The following is a 20342-nucleotide window of genomic DNA, read 5'->3' as shown; positions in this document are numbered from 1 at the left end:
TTTTAAAAACAACATCATGAAAAAGTCACTTAATCATTTCTGTAGCGTACGAACTCTCGCTTCTTTTGCGCTAATATATGCAACGCTGTTCATTACCTGGGAAATTAAAAGACAAGACGATCCACAATGAAACTCTTCAATAATCACTATTTATTCTGTACGCTGTATATTGCTAATCACTTGATCTAGTTTTCTCAGTCTGTTGGATGCTATATCAATAGAACAATTTTAAAAAGTGAAAAGCTACCAGGTACCGGCTCGTCATCGCGCACTCGTGTCTGGTAGCTTTATGTGTAATTGAATAAAGTATTCCATTCAAAGTCATTTTACTTATTAACGTAAAACACCTTCAGCTTCCGGAATATTGTTTATGTCAATGGCATTTAATTTGCAGAAATAGTTCAAAAATTCTTGCGCTTCTTTGATTTGCTCTTCATCCGTCTTTAACGCAATAATATCTTTTACAATTTGAGCAGTCCAAATATTATCAAAGTAACGGAATGTACCTGAATTCCATGATGTACGTTCAGGATAGTTCTTATTTTTATAGTAATTCCAGAAAAGCATTTTCTCGGCTTCCTCTTCTGTGAGTTGAATTCTATATTCAGGGTGTGTAGGCACCAAACCATCTTCGCCGATACTTCCCGTAAACGTATCACCAACCATGAAAAGACCCGTAATCGTTCTTTCCGTTTCCACTTGATCTGAAGTTCTCACTGTCAGAACACCCGCACTGTTCGGACGCAAACGAGTTACTGGGTTGGGTAAGCCTTTATTCTTCCCACTTTGTATGCTTCCAGTAGAAATTTCCCAATCGCTAAATACTTCAAACTGTCTTTCTTTATCTAACCAGAAAACAATTTGTGAACTTTCATGAATTTTATTGTTTTTTAATATTTCCCTACGTTGCTGTTCAAGCGCCTGAATAGCCTTCTCTTCTTTACGCTTCTTTTCCAATATTTTCTCTTCTGCTCTTCGTTCTACGAAGACCTTCTCTAAAGACTCTGCCATACTTCGATTGTTTAGCGTAATAAAATTCTCGAATGCATCCGGATAGACAAATCTTTTACGATCTTTATTGAAGTCAACGGTGATAAATGACTCCTCGTGTTCCACAATATTCCCTTCACCAAACACGTTATGAGTAATTTCTTCATTAATTAAATTCACTAGACAATCTCCTCCTATACATTCTTTGGTAACTACTTTACAGGTAATCTAATTAACGTAATCCGTGTTTTCACCTATTATTTCATTAAAATACAACCACCCATTTTTCAAATTCAAAAAAATACGCCCTTCATTCCTAACTGGAATAAGTGCGCAGGCGTCTTCCATACCGTCCTGTTTACTTGTACATATACAGTATAACACATAATTCGAATTTTCTCAAATTTATGGTTGACATTGATCATTTGTTTATCGTATAATATACGATTTTAATTTTACGAGACTATGTTGAGAGCTAGTTTTATTCTTATTGGTATCCATATGTAGTCCACACGTGCCGCGAGATATCTTCATAAACCATAGGGTTTACAGCGTATAAAAATTAAATCATTATTTCTCTTCCGATGATCTATTGGTTCTTAATATAGTATTCTTCAAACACACTATGTATAACGAAAGAGTGATTAGAGTGCTACAGTATTTTCAATTCAAAAAGCACCGCTAACTTTCAGCGGCGCTCCATTTCATGCATTTTATTATTGTACGGTTTCTTCTACTGGTGACTGTTCTTTTATATAACGCAACACAGGCTTACGCGCTGCCTTCGTTTCATCTAGACGGCCAATAACGGTTGTGTGTGGTGCTTCTTGAACGATTTCCGGATTCTCTTCTACTTCTTTAGCGATTTGAATCATCGCATCGATGAAGTTATCCAATGTTTCTTTGGATTCCGTTTCTGTCGGCTCGATCATTATAGCCTCTTCTACGTTCAACGGGAAATAGATGGTTGGCGGATGATAACCAAAGTCTAGCAAACGCTTCGCCATATCGAGTGTACGTGCACCCAGTTTCTTCTGACGACGACCTGACAAAACAAATTCGTGTTTACAGTGCTGTGTATACGGAAGATCGAAGTATGGCTCTAGACGACGCATCATATAGTTCGCATTGAGTACTGCGTATTCCGTTACAGCTTTTAAGCCGTCGGGACCCATTGAACGAATATACGTATACGCACGTAGGTAAATACCGAAGTTTCCGTAGTACGGCTTCACACGACCAATAGATTGTGGCACGTCGTAATTCAACACGAAGCGATCATCTACTTTTTGAACAACGGGTTTTGGCATGAATGCAGCCAATTCATCTGTTACACCTACCGGACCTGAACCTGGTCCCCCACCGCCGTGAGGACCTGTGAACGTCTTGTGCAAGTTCAAGTGAACCGCATCAAAGCCCATGTCGCCCGGGCGTGCTTTGGACATAACCGCATTCAAGTTCGCGCCGTCGTAATAGAGTTTTCCACCGACTCCGTGAACGACTGCCGCCATTTCTAAGATATCTTCTTCGAAAAGACCTAGCGTATTCGGATTCGTTAACATCAATGCCGCTGTATCAGGACCTACTTTTGACTTCAAATCTTCAAGATCTACTAAGCCTTTTTCATTCGACTTCACTGTTACTGTATCAAAGCCAGCAACCGTTGCAGAAGCTGGGTTTGTTCCGTGAGCGGAGTCTGGAACAAGTACCTTCGTGCGCTGCGTATCACCGTTCGCCTCATGGAAAGCACGGATCATCATCAATGCTGTCCACTCGCCATGTGCGCCAGCTGCAGGTTGCAATGTAACTTGTGGCATACCCGTGATTTCCGCTAAATGTTGTTGCAGATCATATACAACTTCGAGTGCACCTTGTACCGTAGATTCGTCTTGTAGCGGGTGAACGCGTGCGAATCCTGGGAAACGGGCAACTGCTTCGTTGATTTTCGGATTGTATTTCATCGTACAAGAACCTAATGGATAGAATCCTGTATCGACACCATGATTACGGTTTGACAACGCAGTGTAGTGACGCATGATGTCCAACTCAGATACTTCAGGCAGTTCTGCGTCTTCCTTACGAATTACGCCTTGAGACAAAATGGACGTAACATCTACTTCAGGCACATCTAATTCAGGTAAGCTATAACCGATTCGTCCGGGTTTGGATAGTTCAAAAATGAGTGATTGATTGTCCTTATGCATGGATAGCCTCCAGTTCTTGCACGTATGCATCGATTTCTTCTTTCGTACGTTGTTCTGTTACAGCGATCAGTGCGTGATTCGCTAGACTTTCATCTACGAGACTTAGATCATACCCACCGATAATTCCTTGGTCAAGCAAGCGTTTATTGACATCTTGAATAGGCGCTTTACAATCGACCACGAGTTCATTGAAATGTGCAGGACCGAATTTCACTTCAAATCCAGCTTTCTCAAATGCTTGTTTCGCATAAGCTGTTTTCGCGATATTCTGATAAGCGATTTCTTTAATTCCTTCTTTACCAAGAGCCGTCATCGCAACGGATGCCGCAAGAGCGTTCAGCGCTTGGTTCGAACAAATATTGGATGTCGCTTTGTCACGACGAATATGTTGCTCACGCGCCTGCAATGTCAGTACGTATCCTCTACGCCCTTGATCGTCATTCGTCTCACCAACTAGACGACCAGGAACTTTGCGCATCAATTTTTTCGAAACTGCGAAATACCCACAGTGTGGCCCACCGAATGATTCCGCGATTCCGAATGGTTGTGCATCTCCAACCGTAATATCCGCTCCAAGCGCGCCTGGTGGTGTCAAGAGTCCAAGTGCAAGTGGATTCGCTGAGACGATCGATAGTGCCCCATGTTCATGTGCAATATCGCTGATTACTTGTAAATCTTCTACTTGGCCGTAAAAGTTCGGATATTGAACGAGCACTGCCGCAGTCTCATCATCAATCATTTCTTTGAGTTTATCGATATCTGTTACACCGTTTGTATGTGGAATCGTTACCACGTCAATGTACTGCCCGTCTGCGTATGACTTCACAACAGCGCGTGATTCGTTGTGAACCGTAGCAGATACAAGTAACTTCTTACGGCGTGTATGACCTGCAGCAAGTGTCCCTGCTTCAGCAAGTGACGTGCCTCCGTCGTACATGGAAGAGTTCGCTAGCTCCATGCCTGTCAATTCGCAAATCATCGTCTGAAACTCGAAAATCGCCTGTAACTCGCCTTGTGAAATTTCGGGTTGGTATGGTGTATAAGCCGTATAAAATTCAGAACGTGAAATGACATGATCTACAATAATTGGACGATAGTGATCATAGACTCCCGCTCCTAGGAACGAAGCATATTCTTGAGCATTTATATTTTTCGCAGCCAAACGTCCAAGTTCTTTTAAAAGAGATGTTTCGGATTTAGCCGGTTTAATTTGGTACTCCCCTTTAAATCGTACTTTCTCTGGAATATCCGAAAAAAGTTCATCAATAGAGGAAACTCCAATTGTTTCTAGCATATCTTTCTGATCTTGCTCCGTCATAGGTAGATAACGATGCTTCATAATTTTTTACCCCTTTTCACTTATGATCTTTTATAGAAAGGTGTTGCAATGACTTTTGCTTTCAGACGTTTCGCGCGGATTTCCACTTCCACTTCCGTGCCAAGCTCAGTGAACTCTGTAGATAGAAGCGCAAAACCGATGTTCTTTTTTAATGTAGGAGATTGCGTACCCGTTGTGACTTCGCCGATCTCTTGGTCACCTACAAATACTTTATAACCAGTACGTGGAATTCCTTTATCGATCATTTCCAGTCCAACTAGCTTACGTTCTACACCTTGTTCTTTTTGCTTCACAAGAATATCTTTACCAATGAAATCCTCTTCTTTATTCACTTTTACGACGAAACCAAGCCCTGCTTCTAATGGAGAAATATCCTCTCTCAATTCTTGACCGTAAAGAGGTAAACCTGCTTCAAAGCGCAATGTGTCCCGTGCACCAAGACCTGCAGGTACGACACCGTCTTCTTTGCCTTCTTGCAAAATTTTTGTCCACAAGTTTTGGATTGCTTCAGGTGTACCATAGATCTCAAATCCATTTTCTCCCGTATAACCAGTACGTGAAACGAGTACATTTTCTCCGCCCACTTGAACATGTTCTTTGAAACGGAAAAACTTGATTTCTTCAAGTGGCTCATCCGTCAGTTTTTGTAATACCGACTCAGCGATCGGTCCTTGTAATGCTAGTAACGCGTAATTGGAAGACTGGTTGTCAATGACAACATTGTCGGTCTGTTGTTTTTTCATCCAAGCTACATCTTTTTCAATATTCGTTGCATTGACTACCAATAAATAACGCGTTTCCTCTAATTTATAAATTAAAAAGTCATCGATCGTTCCACCTTGCTCATTACACATCACTGTATACTGTGCTTGGCCTATTTTCAGTTTGGAAACATCATTCGTCACAAGCTTCTGCAAATAATCGAGTGCTCCGCTACCACTGACAAACACTTCACCCATATGCGAGACATCAAACAAACCAGCTTTTGTCCGAACAGCTTCGTGTTCCGCTTTAATACTAGAGAACTGCACCGGTAACTCCCAGCCGCCAAAGTCGATGGTCTTACCCCCGTACTCTTTATAACTTTCAAATAACGGTGTACGCAATAATTGATTTGTCAAACTGTTTCCTCCTTTTTGTTCTGATCAAGGAACGATCAGTATGTACTTCATCAAAAAAAGGACAGGGGTCTCCTATAAAAGAGAACCCCTGTCCTTTTGCCTGAAAGCTTTACAGTTTCCATACTTTCTTCGGCCGCTGATTACTCAGCACTCTCCAGAGATGCGTCATGTATGCGTTTTGTTACCTGAGAGATTCATAACATTCGTTACTTGCTCCTTCGGCGGCGCCTAATGCGCGCTCTCCCCATACAATCATTCGCATTATTGAGTTAATTTTTTCTTCACTGATATCTTAACATTTTAGAGAAGTAAGCGCAATCTATTTATTAATAACGCATAAAAGCGAATGATAGCTCAACCACAAACTAAATCATTCGCTTTTTAAATAAGTTATTGGTATCTTTCAATTTGAAAGATAATATATTCTGCAATGTCCGTTAAAGATTTTCCCGTTGTTTCCACAGTGAAATGGGCAGACTGTAAATACTTCGATTTGCGTTTTTTATAAAGGGCTTCTAATTCTGCCCGCGAAGATTGTTGTACTATCGGACGATTGACATCAGTTGAGATTCTTCGCCAAATATCACGGAATGATGCGTTGAGGAAAAACACGATACCCGTTTCACGCATCAGTTGAATATTCTGTTCTTTTATTGCAACACCCCCACCGGTCGCCACAATACAATACTCTTCAGGGAATTTTTCGAGAAATTCTGTTTCCAACTGTCGGAAGTACAGTTCACCGTACTGATCAAATATTTCAGGAATCGTCATTTGCATTTGTTCTGTAATTTCATGGTCCATATCAAAGAACGGAATACCTGTTAACGTATGCAGCCGTTTACCGATTGCGCTTTTTCCACATCCCATAAATCCTACTAAGTATATCCTTTTCATTTTCATCCATCCCGTTTCATTAATTCAACTGCTTTACGCTCATAATAGGTTTCGAGCCAGTCGTATATTCTGTAGATACTATCATGCCATGAAACGAGGGAGAAAAGAAAGAGACTTACACAAATTAATAGGACAATCGCGAAAATAAATGATCCTCCCTTCTCATTCTTGATATAATCCAATGACAAACGTCCTTTCTTTACGCATACCGTCCTTCATTTCGACAGCAATTTTCAATTCGCTATCTTTCACAGTAAATTTACTGGATTTCACATTCACCAACAAGGGAACATGCCCCGTTCCATCTACAACTTTGCGAAGCATTGTATCGTATTGGTGTATAGTAATCTTTCCTCTTTGGGTATGGAACGTAATGAGCGTAGGTTTTACTTCTTCTACTCTAGTTACTTCTTCCAACAATTCTTGTAATTCCAATGAAAACAACTCCCACTCACCAAGTAGATCTCCTTGATAAACATTCTCGACAGGAGCTTTCCAGTAGAAAAACAGAACTGTAAATTGGATTAGCATTATGAATATAAGTAAGTGAATGATACTTTCAACTAATGAATATCCTTTTTCATCCAATCGCTTCATAAACTCACACATTTTTGATTTTCGATTTGTTGTATTTCATAGGAAACACAAATCTGTCCATTACTAACCGTCCAATTATAGTGCAGTTCTTCATGTGATCTGTATCCTGTTGTTTGTCCCAATGATTTATATAAAATCGCTGCTTGATAGATCGTTTGGGCTGCGATCATTGTTTGTTTTTTCGCTGTGACAGACGAAGTGATACTGGTGGCCAATGGTAATAGAGATGAGAAGATCACCATAATAATGACTAGTGACAACATCGCTTCAGGCCAGGACTGACCTTTCTCATTCATTGACTATCATCCTCCCTCTTTCAAACTGGAACGAGAGGAATAATAGTCCTCTGCTTTGTGTAGAAAAATACATTTTCCCTGTCTTAACCATATATCCTGTTTCAGCAAAGTCCAATCTTTTAAACGGAGATTGTTTCGTCATACGCATGCCATCAGGAAACATCCCACTCCTTACCGTTACCGTCCCATCCATTGTTTCTACCTTATACGTTGTTCCACTATCGCTGAACGTCACAACAACACTCGCTTTATGTGTCATTGCATATAACTGCGCCTCATGTACAGCAGCAATGAATTGCTTCAGCGCATCCTCTTCGGATTCTTTTGTCAGATGTTTTTCGCTAAAAGGAAGAATGACGGCTGTCAAAATCATCATGATCGATAGGACCAGAATGAGTTCCAATAAGGTGAAACCATACTGGCTATTGAAAATACGTTTAGTTTCCGGCATTCGCAGCTTTTACTTTTCCTTCCGAATCGATCGAGATTGTACTGCCATTTGGACACGCAGGTTCAGTCGGTAAGTAGCCCTCTGAAGTTAGCGATGAAATCGTTGGAATCGTTTTTTTATCCATCTTATAGGCTTGTACTTGACCTTCAACCATTTTCACATATGCTTCACAGCCCTTTTCATCTATCGATTTGGAATGCTTCGTGACATTCGGGATAGCAATTAAGATTAATACAGTAATGATTAGCAACACGATCATCATTTAAAACAGCTTTTCCTGTAGTTTTCAGTCTGTCTAAAAGCTTGATTTAAAGCAGTGTAAATCACTTTCTTTATCTATTTTATTTGCTGTGTCTATCTGTCCGTGTATATTTCTGTGGTTTTTATGTGAGTGGACCACCGGAAAAGACCACATTCCGCAGTATTAAAATGTGGTCCCCTAAAAAAAGACCACATTTTATCAAGAACCTTCTATATAATGTACCGTTTTTCTGTTGTATCCAAAAATTAAAACAGCCACCTTCTCAATAGAGTCGGCGGCTGTTTTATCATCATTTTTTATTCTTTAGTCTTTCTAATAGATTATTCACTTTTTCACGAGTGATCTGCGTTTCATCAATCAGCAGCTCAATCTTGTATTGCTGTCCTTCTGAGCTGATAGAGACTATATCACCCTCATGAAAAACTTCATCTACTTGATCAACTGGTATTAGTAGTTGATTCTCTTCTTCAGGATATTCTAAAAACACGTATATTCCTTCTTCAATTCTGTCCAGCGTGTATTTTATACTCATCGCTCGCACGCCCAGTTGTCTTTATCTCGATCCATCTTGGATTGATATGCTGGGTGTCCTTTTGCAACTCCGTTAGGATAAACTTTACGTAACTCTGTGCAGTTTTTAAAGTTAGTCTGTGTGACAGGTTTTGTAACCGGTTTAGATGGTACCGGCTTAGGCTTGACTGGTGTCGGCTTTGCTACAGGTTTAGTTGGTTTTGGCTTCGCCACCGGCTTAGATGGCTTTGCAATAGGAGTAGATCCCTTGCCACAACTATTTGTTACCGAATGCTTTGCGCCATTAGTCGTCACCGTTATATTACAATGAATAGGTGTTTTGTAAGTCTTCGCTCCAACATTTTTCAAACGCGCTTCAATAGCAGCATGTGGGTGTCCGTAGCTATTGTTTTTGCCATAAGACAAGATGCCTACGCTTGGTTTCACATTGCTGATAAACGCCGCTGAACTGCTCGTGTTAGATCCGTGATGACCGTTTTTAAGGACCGTTGCTTTTACATCATATTTCTTGCGAATGTAGTCTTCAATCGTTGTGTCCGCGTCACCCATTAATAAAAAGGACACTTTGTTGTACGTCACTTTTAACACGATAGTCGCTGCATTACTATCTTTCGCTTCTTCGTCCGCATACAATACCCGCGTAATCAACTGTGGATCAAGTGCCAACTTGTCCAATTCTTTTGCAACTGTAAACTTAATGTTCTTTTTGTCGATTAGCGTCAACAGATTATAGTACGTTTGTGACGTATGTACATAACCAGAATCGATAAAGTTTGTTACCGGAAATGCATTTAATACAGCTTCCAATCCACCAATATGGTCTGCATCTGGATGCGTCGCTACCACGTAATCCAAACGTTTAACGCCTTTTTCTTTTAAAAATGAAACTACTTTACTTCCAGCAGCCTTCGGACCACCGTCTACTAACATGTTTTTACCGTTTGGAGACTGGACTAATACTGCGTCCCCTTGTCCTACGTCGATGAAATGTACCTTCATCTCTTTTGTTGCTGCGTCTGAAGTGACAGGCAGCAGACTGATGGCTAGAACCATAGTCATGATAATCATTGTTAATTTCTTCATTTCAACACTCCTTTTGTCATACTATTGTAATCATAGTATGACAAAAGTATATTGTCTAGATGATTTTTCTGATATATTTTAATTGATATTCGATCCAAAAGACAAAAAAGCACTACCCTTATAAAGAGTAAATGCTCATCTAATCTGGCCAATGCGTCAAACTACTTTTTGATTATTTAATAGCCGCAGGAATCTTTGCTTTTAACAGCAACAATTCTATGGCGTTCATCGTGGGCAACCTCTTTAAAAAACTATCAGCTGCATCTGCTGATCCGAACTGAAAAGCTTCCAGCTCACATTGAACTATAAATTCACCTTTTTTAGACATACATAAGTACAGTCTGATGATTGCCGGTTTCTCTCCCTTGGTTTTAATATTTTCTCCCAGTGCAAGAATCAACATCGGACTCCTCGAGTCAAATATCACGTCTAGGAAATCCAAGTGTTTTAGATGGTTTGGTATATCTATCTTCATAATATCTCCCCCTTATGAATGATTAAATTCGACAGGTTTCGGTGATATCCTTTTATTTCTCCAAATATTCCGCATTTTTAATTCAAACAACGAGTACTAACGATTTTAATTACGGGAATTCGATCTTTTCCGAATGGATCTTCCATTATTACAGCTTTGCTCTGTATGTTGATTTCTTTTATTTTGCCCTGATGGTAAACAATCTTGCCATCCTGCCAGATTTTGATTTCTGTTTCACACTGTCGCTTGAGGGCGGTTTCTAATGTTTCTTGGATGTTGTCCCAGTCTAACTGGTCCAGCTGTGGTTGATCAATATAATCGTCCTCTGCCTGCCATTTACGTAGTCGCTCTAAGTGTTCGGGCAGCATGAGCGAAGTCCATTTTATTTTGCCGCGGTCACGGTTACCTTCTATCATATGACCACCCTTTCTTTATGCATGACGGGGACGGCTACTAATACATTGTCGGTAAGGTAGGTTCGTTTGGACCTTCTAAGAAAACAGTAGGCGCGGAAAGATGTCTCTCGAACTTGCAGCACCTTGACTCTTCTTTTGCTGATTGAGCCATCCTTGGCCATGCACATGATTTCTAGGGTTTCACCATATTCCATCGCATCTTCCAACGTTTTCAGCACAAGCGTTCTCCTCATTAATCCAATTATAAGGAATGTACGTTCGTTTGTAAAGTAAATAAAAAACTCCCTGAAGGGAGTTTTTTATACTTCGTCTTCATTCCACTCGTATCTAACTTTCAAATCTTGATATTGACTCCAGGCGATAATTTTAAGGGTTTGAAGACGTCCTACCACAATCCCTGGATGTATACCAATTTCGTTTGCAAAATTTTTAATCTTATTGCGACTTATCCCCTTCTCAATAAACGCAGTCAATTCTTTTTTAGGTATTAACAATTCTGATGAAAATTCATCAGCCTCTCTCTCTCGAGGGTCCTCTTTATATTTTCCAAATTCAACGAATGGTTTTTTTTCATGTAAAATAACATGGCCTAACTCATGAAAGAAAGTAAACCATAAGCTGTCATGAACCTTATATCTTAAACTAAGTTGTATAATTGCTTTTGGTTTTGGAGTAAGCCACCTTGTAAGCCCACTAACTCTGCTCCCTTTTATTTCTGGTATAAACACTAACGCAACTCCGAATTCCGAACATATCTGTTGCATCTTAGGAAGAAATATATCGGGATCTATTTCTAATGTTAAGCTTCTTAACTCATCCAAGCTTTCAAGAGCTTTTTTCTTGGAGAATGGAGCAGTAGCTATTTTGCTTGCTTCAATTTCACCTTTACGTATCCAACACATCAATGCTTCTTCGTCTATGTTATGACTTGGAGAGATCCTAAATGCACCTTCTATTATCTTGTTATCATTTAGCAACTTTCCAAGTGTATCGAAAGATGATACTCCAAAAAACTTTAATAGCTTATCTACTTTTTCTTCGGCAGTTCCCTTGTCCAAAGTTATCCATTTATTTTTTACTAATTCTTTAATTGGGAATTTTTTTAATTCCCCTATTTGACTTTCAAGTTGCTCTTTTTTATCTCTTTCTGCGAGTTGCTCCCTATAATTTTTCTCTAAGTTATTCCAGAAGGAGGCCTCCATTCCAAATACATTTTCTAATTTACCTGCAGTTTCATAGGTAATTGGGGCTTTTCCTTTAATTATTTCATTAACTGTCTTTTGAGCGAGATCTATACGTTGAGATAGCTCTTTTTGGGTCATATTATAATGCTCCAACAATTCATTGATTGTTTCTCCCGGTGGGACAATATAATCTGGTTCAAAAATATTCAGATTAGACATGGTAATTCACCACCTCAATAATTTTTATTTTTTGGATTGTATCCTTTGGGACGTCTAGATCCTTGATGATTTGATCCTCCTCGTCCAACGCATGAAAAACAATCCTATATTTTTCTTTCGCCCAAATTGCAAACTGGTTTTTTCTATTCCCTGTTAGTTTATGAAGTCCCATCGGAGGATGATGAGTGATTTGGCTCAAATTTTCTGCAGCTCTCAGTTGAGTTAAACGTAATCTAACCGCATCGGCAACTTTAGAGGGAAATTCTTTATTCATCGCTTTTGGAGAATCAAGTATTTTTTTCAGTTTTTTTGTACTGACGTACACTTCCAAGGAATCACCAACCCATAGGCTCGTTTAACGTAATAGGTTAACGGCTTTTTTACTACTATACCATATATGATGCTTATTAAACATTTTTTTATTCTAGAATGCATGCATTTTACTTTTTTAAAACACCTCATCCAATCGATCAGGGTTCTGCTATACAGAAAATCTTATAGTTGTTTTACGAATAAATGAAAAAAGCGACCTGTCCAATTAAGGATAGGTCGCTTTAACTTTGCATGGCCAGTTGCTTCTTATTTAAATTCTTTAACCCCAGCACCAATCATCAGTGCAACTAAATCACCGTTTGCCGCGGCCCCATCTGTTTGCTTATTAACCCATGATGATGAATATCCGCGTTCCGATGCCGCATTAACTGCAATCTCCTGCTGTAATTTACTCCCCAGGAACGTTTCGACTACCTTACGTAATGTACCAGACGTAAATTCTAACTCGATTGTAAGCTTCTCTGTTTTTGCTACAGGTTTAGGGGTTGGCTTATTCGGCACTGCCGCTACATCCTTTTTACCTCCTGCATAGTTAACGATTCCTTGCGCTGTCAGTAATGCCAACTTCTCAACTTCGTCAATCAAGATAGTTTCATCGCTGTAATTAGAGATGAACGCATACTCTACGAGAACAGCCGGCATATGTGTTAAGCGCAAAACCGCGAAGTTTGCTCTCTTTTTACCGCGATCACGAATTCCGATTTGATTAGCGATTGAACTGTGTACAGCGTTCTGTATTTTTGTTGTAGCGGCGCTAACACTACCGTTATAGACGAACGTCTCGAAACCTGTTGCTGTTGCTGTAGCCGAGTTGTCATGTAAGCTGAAGTAGTAATCGGCTCCCCAAGCGTTTGCTAGTCTCGCACGCTCTCCCAACGGAATAAATACATCAGTTGAACGTGATAGTCTCACTTCATGTCCATAACCTTCGAGAATCGTCTTCAGTCGTAAAGCAACTTTTAGTACATTGTCTTTCTCTCGTGAACGGTTTCCAACAGCGCCGGGATCATGGCCACCGTGACCTGGATCGATAAAAATTTTACTCATCGCCAAACACCTCATTTTCTGGATTCTGATAACATTCCTCGCACATCATTTCACCATTAAATCGTTCCAGTACTTCTATTTCTATTCCACACACTACACATTCTGTTTTATTCATATTATTTACCCTCCTCTCTTGTAGTACCATCCTGATTGTCCATCAACTCAAACAATCCAGTTGCCGACAATCCCGCTAGTCCACCTGCCCACAAGCGCAGCACGATATCGAGATCCGTAAAAGGCGCAGCTGCCGCCCCAACAAAAAGACCCACCGCAAACGCGATGAGCGAGACTAGATTGTTTTTAAAGTCAACTGTTTTCTTGGCCAACTGCACCACTGCTAAAATTATCGGCGCAAGCACCGTTGCGAATATTAATACTTCTGTCATGATTTATCCTCCTATCCATTTTTGAAGTGCTTCGATTAATAAAAAGAAGACACCACCACCGCCGAATAAGGCAATGAGGATGTCTTTTCTCTGTTTATTTGTTTCTTTTTTAATTCCTAACGTGTGCCCCAATAGTGTATCAAGCAGTTGCCGTTGCTCGTTCTGGTGGCGATTGATTAATTCTTTTTGCTCGGTATTTTGGCTATATATCATATTTTCAATTTTAGATTGAGAAGTCTGAACAACTGTAATTTCTTTTTTGACTTCCCTGTAGCTGTTTTCGAGTTCAAGAATTCGCTTTTCATGGTCTTGCACAATACTTTCCATGCTTTTTTCCTCCACTTCTTGCTGCGTCATATCTCACCCCACACCCTTTTCTTTTCTGATAAAATAAAAAGAACGCCCGGGTGGACGTTCCTCATTTTACAACTTATCATCTATGAGCAATTTGCAACACTACAATTTCGCGCATGATTATTCCTGCTTCTTTTGCAATCACTTGCTGTAAAGCTGTGCCTAATTCATCTTCGTCTTCGTAATCTTCCGCAAGACTTACATTCGCCCAAAATTCGTGACCAGGTTGCTGTAAATTTGCATATTTCACCTTGAAATGAAACACTTTATCCCCTCCTCTATCTTCCAATATTCGACAGATGAGGAGGTAATCCTTTATTTATTGTTGCGGCACATAATGTTCCTAATATGACATATCACCTTGGATTCACTTGAGAAAAATGCGAAACTATTTCCTCGCACCACTTCTTCAATTCATCAATTTTTATGATTTCATCCCAATATAGAAATTCATTCGCATCTAACATTCGTCTTTCGAAGTTAAACGGTTTACCGTTTAAATCTTTTGAAGCAAATCCTTCTAAGTTGCCAGCTGAATCTGTTACATAGGCATAACTTCCATCGTTCACTTTCAGCTGCTCGAAAATCCAATCATCCATTCTTTCGTCAAAGTGATGAATGGTATTTCTAATACTCTTGGCACTATCAGGTGGTTGAGGAATACCAGGGTAACTATTTTCCAAGGCGCGTAATCTTTCCACGGCTTGAGTTTTATTTTTACCGCTTCTGGCTGTTGTAAAACAAGCTAATTGTCCCACCAGATCTGCTGTATTCACAGCAAGTGAGTAATACTTTACTTTTTCGTAATCTACAATACTAAATTTGTCTCCTTGCTCAATCAAGGAAAGTGCCCAATGAGCGTTGGTTAATATTTCTTTTATATAAGGTTGTAAATGTATTTCCGATAGATTTGTCATTGAAATCTCCCCCTTTCATCCATAGTTCGACAAAAAGGGGAAGAAATCCTTTTTACTCAGCTAACTCTCCATACCCAAGAAGTTCTAACTGACGCTTAACTTCCGGCTGTACATGTTTCGGTACTTGTGCGTATGTCTTATCACCACTGATTATCAACGCTACATAAATCACTGCGATTGGCATATTGTCACCGCCCTTCGACACTACTAAAAGTAGACATAATAAAAACGCTTGAATGAGATTACGCATTAGCCTCACCAGCGTCTAGTAATTTCTGCACGTCCTTGCGTAGTTGTGTAGGAACTTGTTTAATTGTCTTGTCGCCACTCTTAACGAGTTCAGCGTAGATCGGGATGATTGGATTCATTCAGTAACACCTTCTTCCGAGTACACTTTTTCGTACAGATCCGTAATGACCATCATGACGTTTCGATTCATCTCTTGTAGGTCCATGTTTTCCTCATACATGTCTGTGACGGTGAGCATGAGGGCTTTGTTCATGTCTTCGAGCGCCTTTACTTTTTCTTCTGGCGTCATGCCCTTAAAGACATTCTGAAAGTCTCCGAATGTGCCGTCATCCCGTCTTTCTCGACGTTCCAAGAAAATCATGCAAACACCCCCGTGATCTTCGTAATACCCTTCTCACTTGCTGTGCTGGTCCGTTTTTCGGTGATTTCCAAGATGATATTCGACTTGTCCGCCCCTGCATCGAGCAAATACTCATCTTCTTCGATTCCTTCACTGACAAAGGCTGTTTTGTTTTTCGTCATTGGCACGAAGTGTTCGGGTTCACCCGCTGCTGTCATGCTGATTCTGGCATCGACAACCAGATCGCCTACTTCGCGTTCAATCCATAAGAGGACACCTTTTGCTGTGCCGTTTGGTGGCAACATCTTGTACCGCGTGACCGCTTGTTTTAGAGGGATTACATTGCCCGCCTTGGTAATCGTGATAGTTTTGGTGTCAACTGCGCCAAAGTGATCGGTTGCCCGAACTGTTAGCGAGTTTGCACCAATCATCAATTGCGATAGGGATACACGGAATGTGAATTCACCGCCCGCTCCATCAGAAGTGTACACTTCGTTAAACGCGCTATTACTAATTTTGTAATGCACTTTTACACCGTTTGCATCCGGATTGTTGACTGTACCCTTTATTTCGAACGAGTCAGAGTCAATCATATCGGTTTTCGGTGTAATTGGGTCAACAGTCAATTTAGGCGGACGGTTTGGCACAACGTAGAATGTGCGAGTGACTTCCGGCGACTTGCCACCTTTGTCATCCTCTGCCCACACGGTTAAGACGTGTTGCGTGCCTTCTGCTAATGCCCCTGTGACTGCGGTTGCTCCATCGAATAGCTTACTTTCTTTAAACGTGAGCGAGCGATTGAATGGGAATTCTGCGCCGGTTGAAACAGGCGAAGCAATAGTGCGAGCTGTTCCGCTATTGACTTTGTATTTCACCATGACAACGTCTCCAACATCTGTTTCTGTTGATGTTCCACTAATCGTATAAGTGTCGGATTCGTAGAGTGTGCGGTTATCCGATGTTGCAAGAGTTATTGTAGGTTCTGTATTGGAGCTTATTACAGTTATGACTACTTTCCCGTGACCTTCGTTCACTCCTGAATTGGTTTCACCATCTGTGAGCAAAGCGATATAAGACGAACCCCCGCCACCTGATCCACCTCTTCCCTTCTCAGACCCACCTTGCCCGGCTGCTCCGCCATACCAACCGCCTCCGCCGCCTCCACCTGGCTTACCATTTTCACCGTTCGGCTGAACGCCTGCATAACCGCCGTTTGCACCTTTTCCAAATTGGCCGTCATACGGCGGAGTATCACGTAAACGCGAAACCTTACCACCTAGACCTTGCTTTCCTCCGGTATCGTTAAAGTTGTCATCAAGGCTACTATTAGTCACACCTTTTCCACCCTCTAAACCTCCGCCGTTACCTCCTTTACCATCTGGAACGTATCCACCCGCACCGCCCGCTACAATAATACGGGAATCCAACCCGCCACCTGTCCTTACGTCTGTGCCGTCACCGCCTGACCAGACATTTTTACCGACTCCTGTTCCTGCTGCGCCTCCGCCGTTCCAGCCAGCGGCTCCTGATTTTTCTCCTTTCCCTCCTACATGAACATATAGCGTTTGATTTCGCTTTGCTGTATAAATACCCTTTGCATACCCGCCGTAAGAGCGTCTATCTATCACTTGGTTTAGCGGCCATCCTGAATTATACAACTCACCTGAACCTGCCCCCCACGCTTCAACTAACAAAACACCTGACGGCCCAGCATAAATTTCTGGCGCACCAGTATAACCAAATGTATATGTTTTTCTCCCTTGTGAATCAGTTCCAATGATAGGAGCCAATTAAACCACCTCCGCTACATTAATTGAATAACTGCCCCAGTTACCAATAGACAGTTTTGTGTTGCTTAAAATAGAATTACTCCGTGCAACTCCTGCACCTTTTTTATATGAATTGACAAGAGCGGCAACTGTAATGCCAGTTTCTGAAACACTGACTATCGTCACATCTTCTTGTCTTTCATCGTCATAAATCGTCAGAACCTCCCCGACTTTGAACGGTACTTTATCAAGTTTTATAGTTGTTTCTCCTGCGTTTAAAGCAAATTGAGAAACTGCCGATGCTGTCAATCTCGTCAACGCCTTAGCTGATTCCCCATCGAGTGCGTCGAAGAATGTGCCGTTGTTATCCTTCACTCTGCCAAGCATTTCAATCTCGATTTTCAGGCGGTCATTTTCTGATTTCAGACGGTCGATGCCGCTGTGCGCTCCTAAAATACCATCCTCGATATTATTCATCCGCTGCGCTGCAAACCGCGTGCCTTCTTGGATTACTTTTGGTTTCGGCTTGCCTGTATATTCGTCTATAATAACGTTGCCGTCTTTGTCCTTTTCGGATTGTGTAGGATCAACGATATGGTCTCGCCACTTTGTTGGTACATATGCCATGCTCTCACTCCTTTTAATTTGCTGTAATCGTATATGTCGTGCGGGTTAGATAACCGATTTTCCCACTCGTAATAACCGATGTTGACCGTGCGATAATCGCATTCAATTGGTATTCGACCGATAGCGGAGTGACGATAATATCGCTCGCGCTAACGCCTGTAATCCGAACGTTCTCACTATTCATACCGTCTGCTATCGTCACTTCTTGCCCAACATGAAAACCCGTCGAATTGCTGACGGGTAGGACAGTGTCACTGTAGTTTGTCAATTTAATGTGATCGATTTCTATATTCACACCCGGAGCTGTCGCCCAATCAAAACGGAATCCACGTATATTTCCGTTTGACTTCCATGTCGGATGAGACCATCCGTCAATGTAAGCGGTATGCCACTGGCCATCCGCAATGAGCGTCGAACCGCCTATATGGTGTTCACCGTGTGCAAAAGGATATAAATCGTTCGTAAAGAATACTTCCCATCCAGTTGAAACACCATTTAATATTCGATACCGATACTCGATAAATCGGTAAATATTCGGATCGAATCGTCCTATATCTTCCATATATAGCATTGGATCTCCGTTAATAGATGTGAGATTGATTACGTCATTAGCAATAGAGTTAATCGTAGACCCGTAAGTGCCGTAGCGCATAGTGTCAAAATCATCAAAGAATCCAACATTCTTTTTAAAAAATGCGGAAGTTCCAAAACGGCTCATGCCCACCTGCGTTGCCGTGTCATCTTGAAAATCTATCGGTCTGTAAAAGTCTTTTAAGCCGTTTGCCGTCATCACCTTACCGATGACTTTCCGATACCGTAATCCATCCCATACCTCAATATCTTTCAGCATTAAATCACCCTCAGGACTATATCATTCGGCTGCAAAGGTGGAATGTCGCTGTCGGAATAAGAGACATGTATTCTGCCCGCGTTAGACTTTACATATCCGCTGTCGTTCGTCAGTTGGCTCGTCTTTGCTGGAACTGTCGGTTTGTTCGTTAAATCTTCGTAGTTGTGCGTATGATTTTCAAGCTCTTCAATCTTTACCAAATCAATGGTCGGCTTTGCCCCGCTATACGTTATCTTGTCGAGCGTTGCTTTATTCGCGTGCGTGTGAAGCTGTCCAGACGACGATTCAAGCGACTCTATACGTGTTGTATTATTCGTCACCTGCGCGAACTGCGGATGTGTGTGTGTCGTGTCGGACTTACCCCCGAGTTTCGCATCAACCTCGGCTTTTGTGTATTTGTCTAGGTTCGTTATATCCGCTTCTGTATGCGCATGGACAGCGTTCGCCTTCGCGTTTACCTTCGCATCAACTTGATCGCGCGTGTACTTGTCCAATCCCACAATGTCCGCTTCTGTGTGCGTGTGGGCAGATGGGTTGAATGTCGCAGGCTTTCCGGTGATTTCACCCCAACCATGCGTGTGCGTGCCATTCGCTTTACTATTCCAGTCAGTACGCTCGGCTGGTTTTATGTGGCGTGTTTCGTCCGCGTCATGTGCATTAAATTCGGTTTTGCTCGCTTGTTTAACGTTATCGACGTTTCCGAGTCCAACCTGCGCTGGGGCGTGCGTGTGACTTTCCGGCGGGAACTTAGCGGGCTTTCCGACGATATCCGCCCAAGCGAGAACGACGTCAATGCTCTCATTCTCCGCAATCTTGACCCACTCACCCTCTTGCAACAAGTACTGCGCCCATCCGCTTGTAACGGTAGGGTCTGCGGATGCATCGACAACATGAATAATCACATTCTCTTTGATTGCCAGCGCATCGCGTTCTGCGATTGTCTGTACCGCTTTGATCTTTAGGCTCGTTATCCGCTCCACGACGTCTACAAGTCGCTGTTCGTGGTCAGTTAAAGTAATGTCATGCGCCATAATCGCATCCAAGTCCGACTGTTTCAGCTTGTCGAGCACAGCTTTATTAGGATGCGTGTGCGAATTATCTATAACGGGCTGTGTCAGGTTGTCCAGCGCCGTCTTGTTCGTGTGGCTGTGAACGTTTTCCGGTGCTATCGTGTCCAGTGTCGCCTTGTTCGGATGTGTGTGCTTGCTGTCTATAAGTGACTGGTCAACCTGGTCGATTTCCGTTTTATTCGCATGAGTATGAACATTTTCGACTTTAACGGAATCAAGGACTGCCTTGTTCGGATGCGTGTGCTTCTTAGTGCTGACATCTTCTAGTTCATTTTCGATCTTATTCATATTTTCCGCGTTGTACGGCGTGCCTTTTTGCAAGACCTCGCCGTCTG

General features: G+C 41.6%; 29 protein-coding genes and 1 riboswitch. All 29 genes read right to left on the bottom strand.

The window, feature by feature from the left end; genetic code table 11:
* Positions 1-333: 333 nt before the first annotated feature.
* Complete coding sequence (locus CSV63_RS03175) at positions 334-1170, bottom strand: malate synthase (RefSeq protein WP_099694519.1); 837 nt, start codon at positions 1168-1170, stop codon at positions 334-336.
* Positions 1171-1706: 536 nt separating this feature from the next.
* Complete coding sequence (gene gcvPB / locus CSV63_RS03170; protein WP_099694518.1) at positions 1707-3194, bottom strand: aminomethyl-transferring glycine dehydrogenase subunit GcvPB; 1488 nt, start codon at positions 3192-3194, stop codon at positions 1707-1709.
* A complete protein-coding gene (gcvPA, locus tag CSV63_RS03165) occupies positions 3187-4533 on the bottom strand; it encodes an aminomethyl-transferring glycine dehydrogenase subunit GcvPA (RefSeq protein WP_099694517.1) in 1347 nt (448 codons plus the stop codon). Before gcvPA ends, gcvPB begins: the two co-directional genes overlap by 8 nt.
* 20 nt (positions 4534-4553) lie before the next feature.
* A complete protein-coding gene (gene gcvT / locus CSV63_RS03160) occupies positions 4554-5654 on the bottom strand; it encodes a glycine cleavage system aminomethyltransferase GcvT (RefSeq protein ID WP_099694516.1) in 1101 nt (366 codons plus the stop codon).
* A 163-nt stretch (positions 5655-5817) separates the two neighbouring features.
* Positions 5818-5910, bottom strand: a riboswitch (glycine riboswitch).
* A 134-nt stretch (positions 5911-6044) separates the two neighbouring features.
* Complete coding sequence (locus tag CSV63_RS03155) at positions 6045-6551, bottom strand: shikimate kinase (RefSeq protein ID WP_099694515.1); 507 nt, start codon at positions 6549-6551, stop codon at positions 6045-6047.
* 162 nt (positions 6552-6713) lie between these two features.
* Positions 6714-7148, bottom strand: a complete 435-nt coding sequence (comGF, locus tag CSV63_RS03145) for a competence type IV pilus minor pilin ComGF (RefSeq protein ID WP_158233902.1) — start codon at positions 7146-7148, stop codon at positions 6714-6716.
* Positions 7145-7444 (bottom strand): hypothetical protein, encoded by a 300-nt coding sequence (locus CSV63_RS16335; RefSeq protein ID WP_143565380.1) that lies wholly within the window; start codon positions 7442-7444, stop codon positions 7145-7147. Before CSV63_RS16335 ends, comGF begins: the two co-directional genes overlap by 4 nt.
* Positions 7437-7895 (bottom strand): pilus assembly FimT family protein, encoded by a 459-nt coding sequence (locus CSV63_RS03140; protein ID WP_099694513.1) that lies wholly within the window; start codon positions 7893-7895, stop codon positions 7437-7439. Before CSV63_RS03140 ends, CSV63_RS16335 begins: the two co-directional genes overlap by 8 nt.
* On the bottom strand, positions 7882-8157 hold the full coding sequence (gene comGC, locus CSV63_RS03135; protein WP_099694512.1) for a competence type IV pilus major pilin ComGC: 276 nt from the start codon (positions 8155-8157) through the stop codon (positions 7882-7884). Before comGC ends, CSV63_RS03140 begins: the two co-directional genes overlap by 14 nt.
* 289 nt (positions 8158-8446) lie before the next feature.
* Positions 8447-8689, bottom strand: coding sequence for a DUF3006 domain-containing protein (locus CSV63_RS03130; RefSeq protein WP_099694511.1), 243 nt, complete (start codon positions 8687-8689; stop codon positions 8447-8449).
* The gene (locus CSV63_RS03125; protein ID WP_099694510.1) at positions 8686-9771 is read right to left on the bottom strand and encodes an MBL fold metallo-hydrolase; all 1086 of its coding nucleotides are present in this window, start codon (positions 9769-9771) and stop codon (positions 8686-8688) included. The genes CSV63_RS03130 and CSV63_RS03125 overlap by 4 nt, the downstream gene beginning before the upstream one ends.
* Positions 9772-9943: 172 nt before the next feature.
* Entirely contained in the window at positions 9944-10246 is a 303-nt protein-coding gene (locus CSV63_RS03120) for a hypothetical protein (protein WP_099694509.1), read from the bottom strand.
* Between the two features lie 77 nt (positions 10247-10323).
* Positions 10324-10662, bottom strand: coding sequence for a YolD-like family protein (locus tag CSV63_RS03115; RefSeq protein ID WP_099694508.1), 339 nt, complete (start codon positions 10660-10662; stop codon positions 10324-10326).
* Positions 10659-10880 (bottom strand): transcriptional regulator, encoded by a 222-nt coding sequence (locus CSV63_RS03110; RefSeq protein ID WP_233191932.1) that lies wholly within the window; start codon positions 10878-10880, stop codon positions 10659-10661. The genes CSV63_RS03115 and CSV63_RS03110 overlap by 4 nt, the downstream gene beginning before the upstream one ends.
* 81 nt (positions 10881-10961) lie before the next feature.
* The gene (locus CSV63_RS03105) at positions 10962-12065 is read right to left on the bottom strand and encodes a HigA family addiction module antitoxin (RefSeq protein WP_099694506.1); all 1104 of its coding nucleotides are present in this window, start codon (positions 12063-12065) and stop codon (positions 10962-10964) included.
* Positions 12058-12390 (bottom strand): type II toxin-antitoxin system RelE/ParE family toxin, encoded by a 333-nt coding sequence (locus CSV63_RS03100; RefSeq protein WP_233191940.1) that lies wholly within the window; start codon positions 12388-12390, stop codon positions 12058-12060. The genes CSV63_RS03105 and CSV63_RS03100 overlap by 8 nt, the downstream gene beginning before the upstream one ends.
* Before the next feature lie 254 nt (positions 12391-12644).
* Complete coding sequence (locus CSV63_RS03095; protein ID WP_158233900.1) at positions 12645-13445, bottom strand: N-acetylmuramoyl-L-alanine amidase family protein; 801 nt, start codon at positions 13443-13445, stop codon at positions 12645-12647.
* A complete protein-coding gene (locus tag CSV63_RS16875; RefSeq protein WP_255408900.1) occupies positions 13438-13560 on the bottom strand; it encodes a hypothetical protein in 123 nt (40 codons plus the stop codon). The genes CSV63_RS03095 and CSV63_RS16875 overlap by 8 nt, the downstream gene beginning before the upstream one ends.
* Before the next feature lies 1 nt (position 13561).
* The gene (locus CSV63_RS03090) at positions 13562-13831 is read right to left on the bottom strand and encodes a holin (protein WP_099694503.1); all 270 of its coding nucleotides are present in this window, start codon (positions 13829-13831) and stop codon (positions 13562-13564) included.
* Positions 13832-13834: 3 nt separating this feature from the next.
* A complete protein-coding gene (locus CSV63_RS03085) occupies positions 13835-14188 on the bottom strand; it encodes a hypothetical protein (RefSeq protein ID WP_099694502.1) in 354 nt (117 codons plus the stop codon).
* Positions 14189-14264: 76 nt separating this feature from the next.
* Entirely contained in the window at positions 14265-14450 is a 186-nt protein-coding gene (locus CSV63_RS03080; RefSeq protein WP_099694501.1) for a hypothetical protein, read from the bottom strand.
* Between the two features lie 91 nt (positions 14451-14541).
* A complete protein-coding gene (locus tag CSV63_RS03075; RefSeq protein ID WP_099694500.1) occupies positions 14542-15102 on the bottom strand; it encodes a hypothetical protein in 561 nt (186 codons plus the stop codon).
* Positions 15103-15154: 52 nt separating this feature from the next.
* On the bottom strand, positions 15155-15352 hold the full coding sequence (locus tag CSV63_RS03070; RefSeq protein WP_099694499.1) for a hypothetical protein: 198 nt from the start codon (positions 15350-15352) through the stop codon (positions 15155-15157).
* A complete protein-coding gene (locus CSV63_RS16605) occupies positions 15345-15470 on the bottom strand; it encodes a CD1375 family protein (RefSeq protein ID WP_199203586.1) in 126 nt (41 codons plus the stop codon). Before CSV63_RS16605 ends, CSV63_RS03070 begins: the two co-directional genes overlap by 8 nt.
* Positions 15467-15712: a hypothetical protein gene (locus CSV63_RS03065; RefSeq protein WP_099694498.1), complete on the bottom strand. Its 246-nt coding sequence runs from the start codon at positions 15710-15712 to the stop codon at positions 15467-15469. The genes CSV63_RS16605 and CSV63_RS03065 overlap by 4 nt, the downstream gene beginning before the upstream one ends.
* Positions 15709-17481 (bottom strand): glycine-rich protein, encoded by a 1773-nt coding sequence (locus tag CSV63_RS03060; protein ID WP_099694497.1) that lies wholly within the window; start codon positions 17479-17481, stop codon positions 15709-15711. Before CSV63_RS03060 ends, CSV63_RS03065 begins: the two co-directional genes overlap by 4 nt.
* Positions 17482-18087 (bottom strand): hypothetical protein, encoded by a 606-nt coding sequence (locus CSV63_RS03055; protein WP_099694496.1) that lies wholly within the window; start codon positions 18085-18087, stop codon positions 17482-17484.
* A 13-nt stretch (positions 18088-18100) separates the two neighbouring features.
* Positions 18101-18937 carry a hypothetical protein gene (locus CSV63_RS03050; protein ID WP_099694495.1) on the bottom strand — a complete coding sequence of 279 codons (837 nt, stop codon included), beginning with the start codon at positions 18935-18937 and terminating at the stop codon, positions 18101-18103.
* Positions 18937-19968 (bottom strand): hypothetical protein, encoded by a 1032-nt coding sequence (locus CSV63_RS16990; protein WP_143565379.1) that lies wholly within the window; start codon positions 19966-19968, stop codon positions 18937-18939. Before CSV63_RS16990 ends, CSV63_RS03050 begins: the two co-directional genes overlap by 1 nt.
* Between the last annotated feature and the right edge of the window lie 374 nt (positions 19969-20342).

It is taken from the genome of Sporosarcina sp. P34, assembly GCF_002743375.1.
In the GTDB taxonomy this organism is placed as follows: domain Bacteria; phylum Bacillota; class Bacilli; order Bacillales_A; family Planococcaceae; genus Sporosarcina.
Note: the sequence above shows the minus strand (reverse complement) of the source record. Positions and strands in the feature narration are given on the sequence as shown.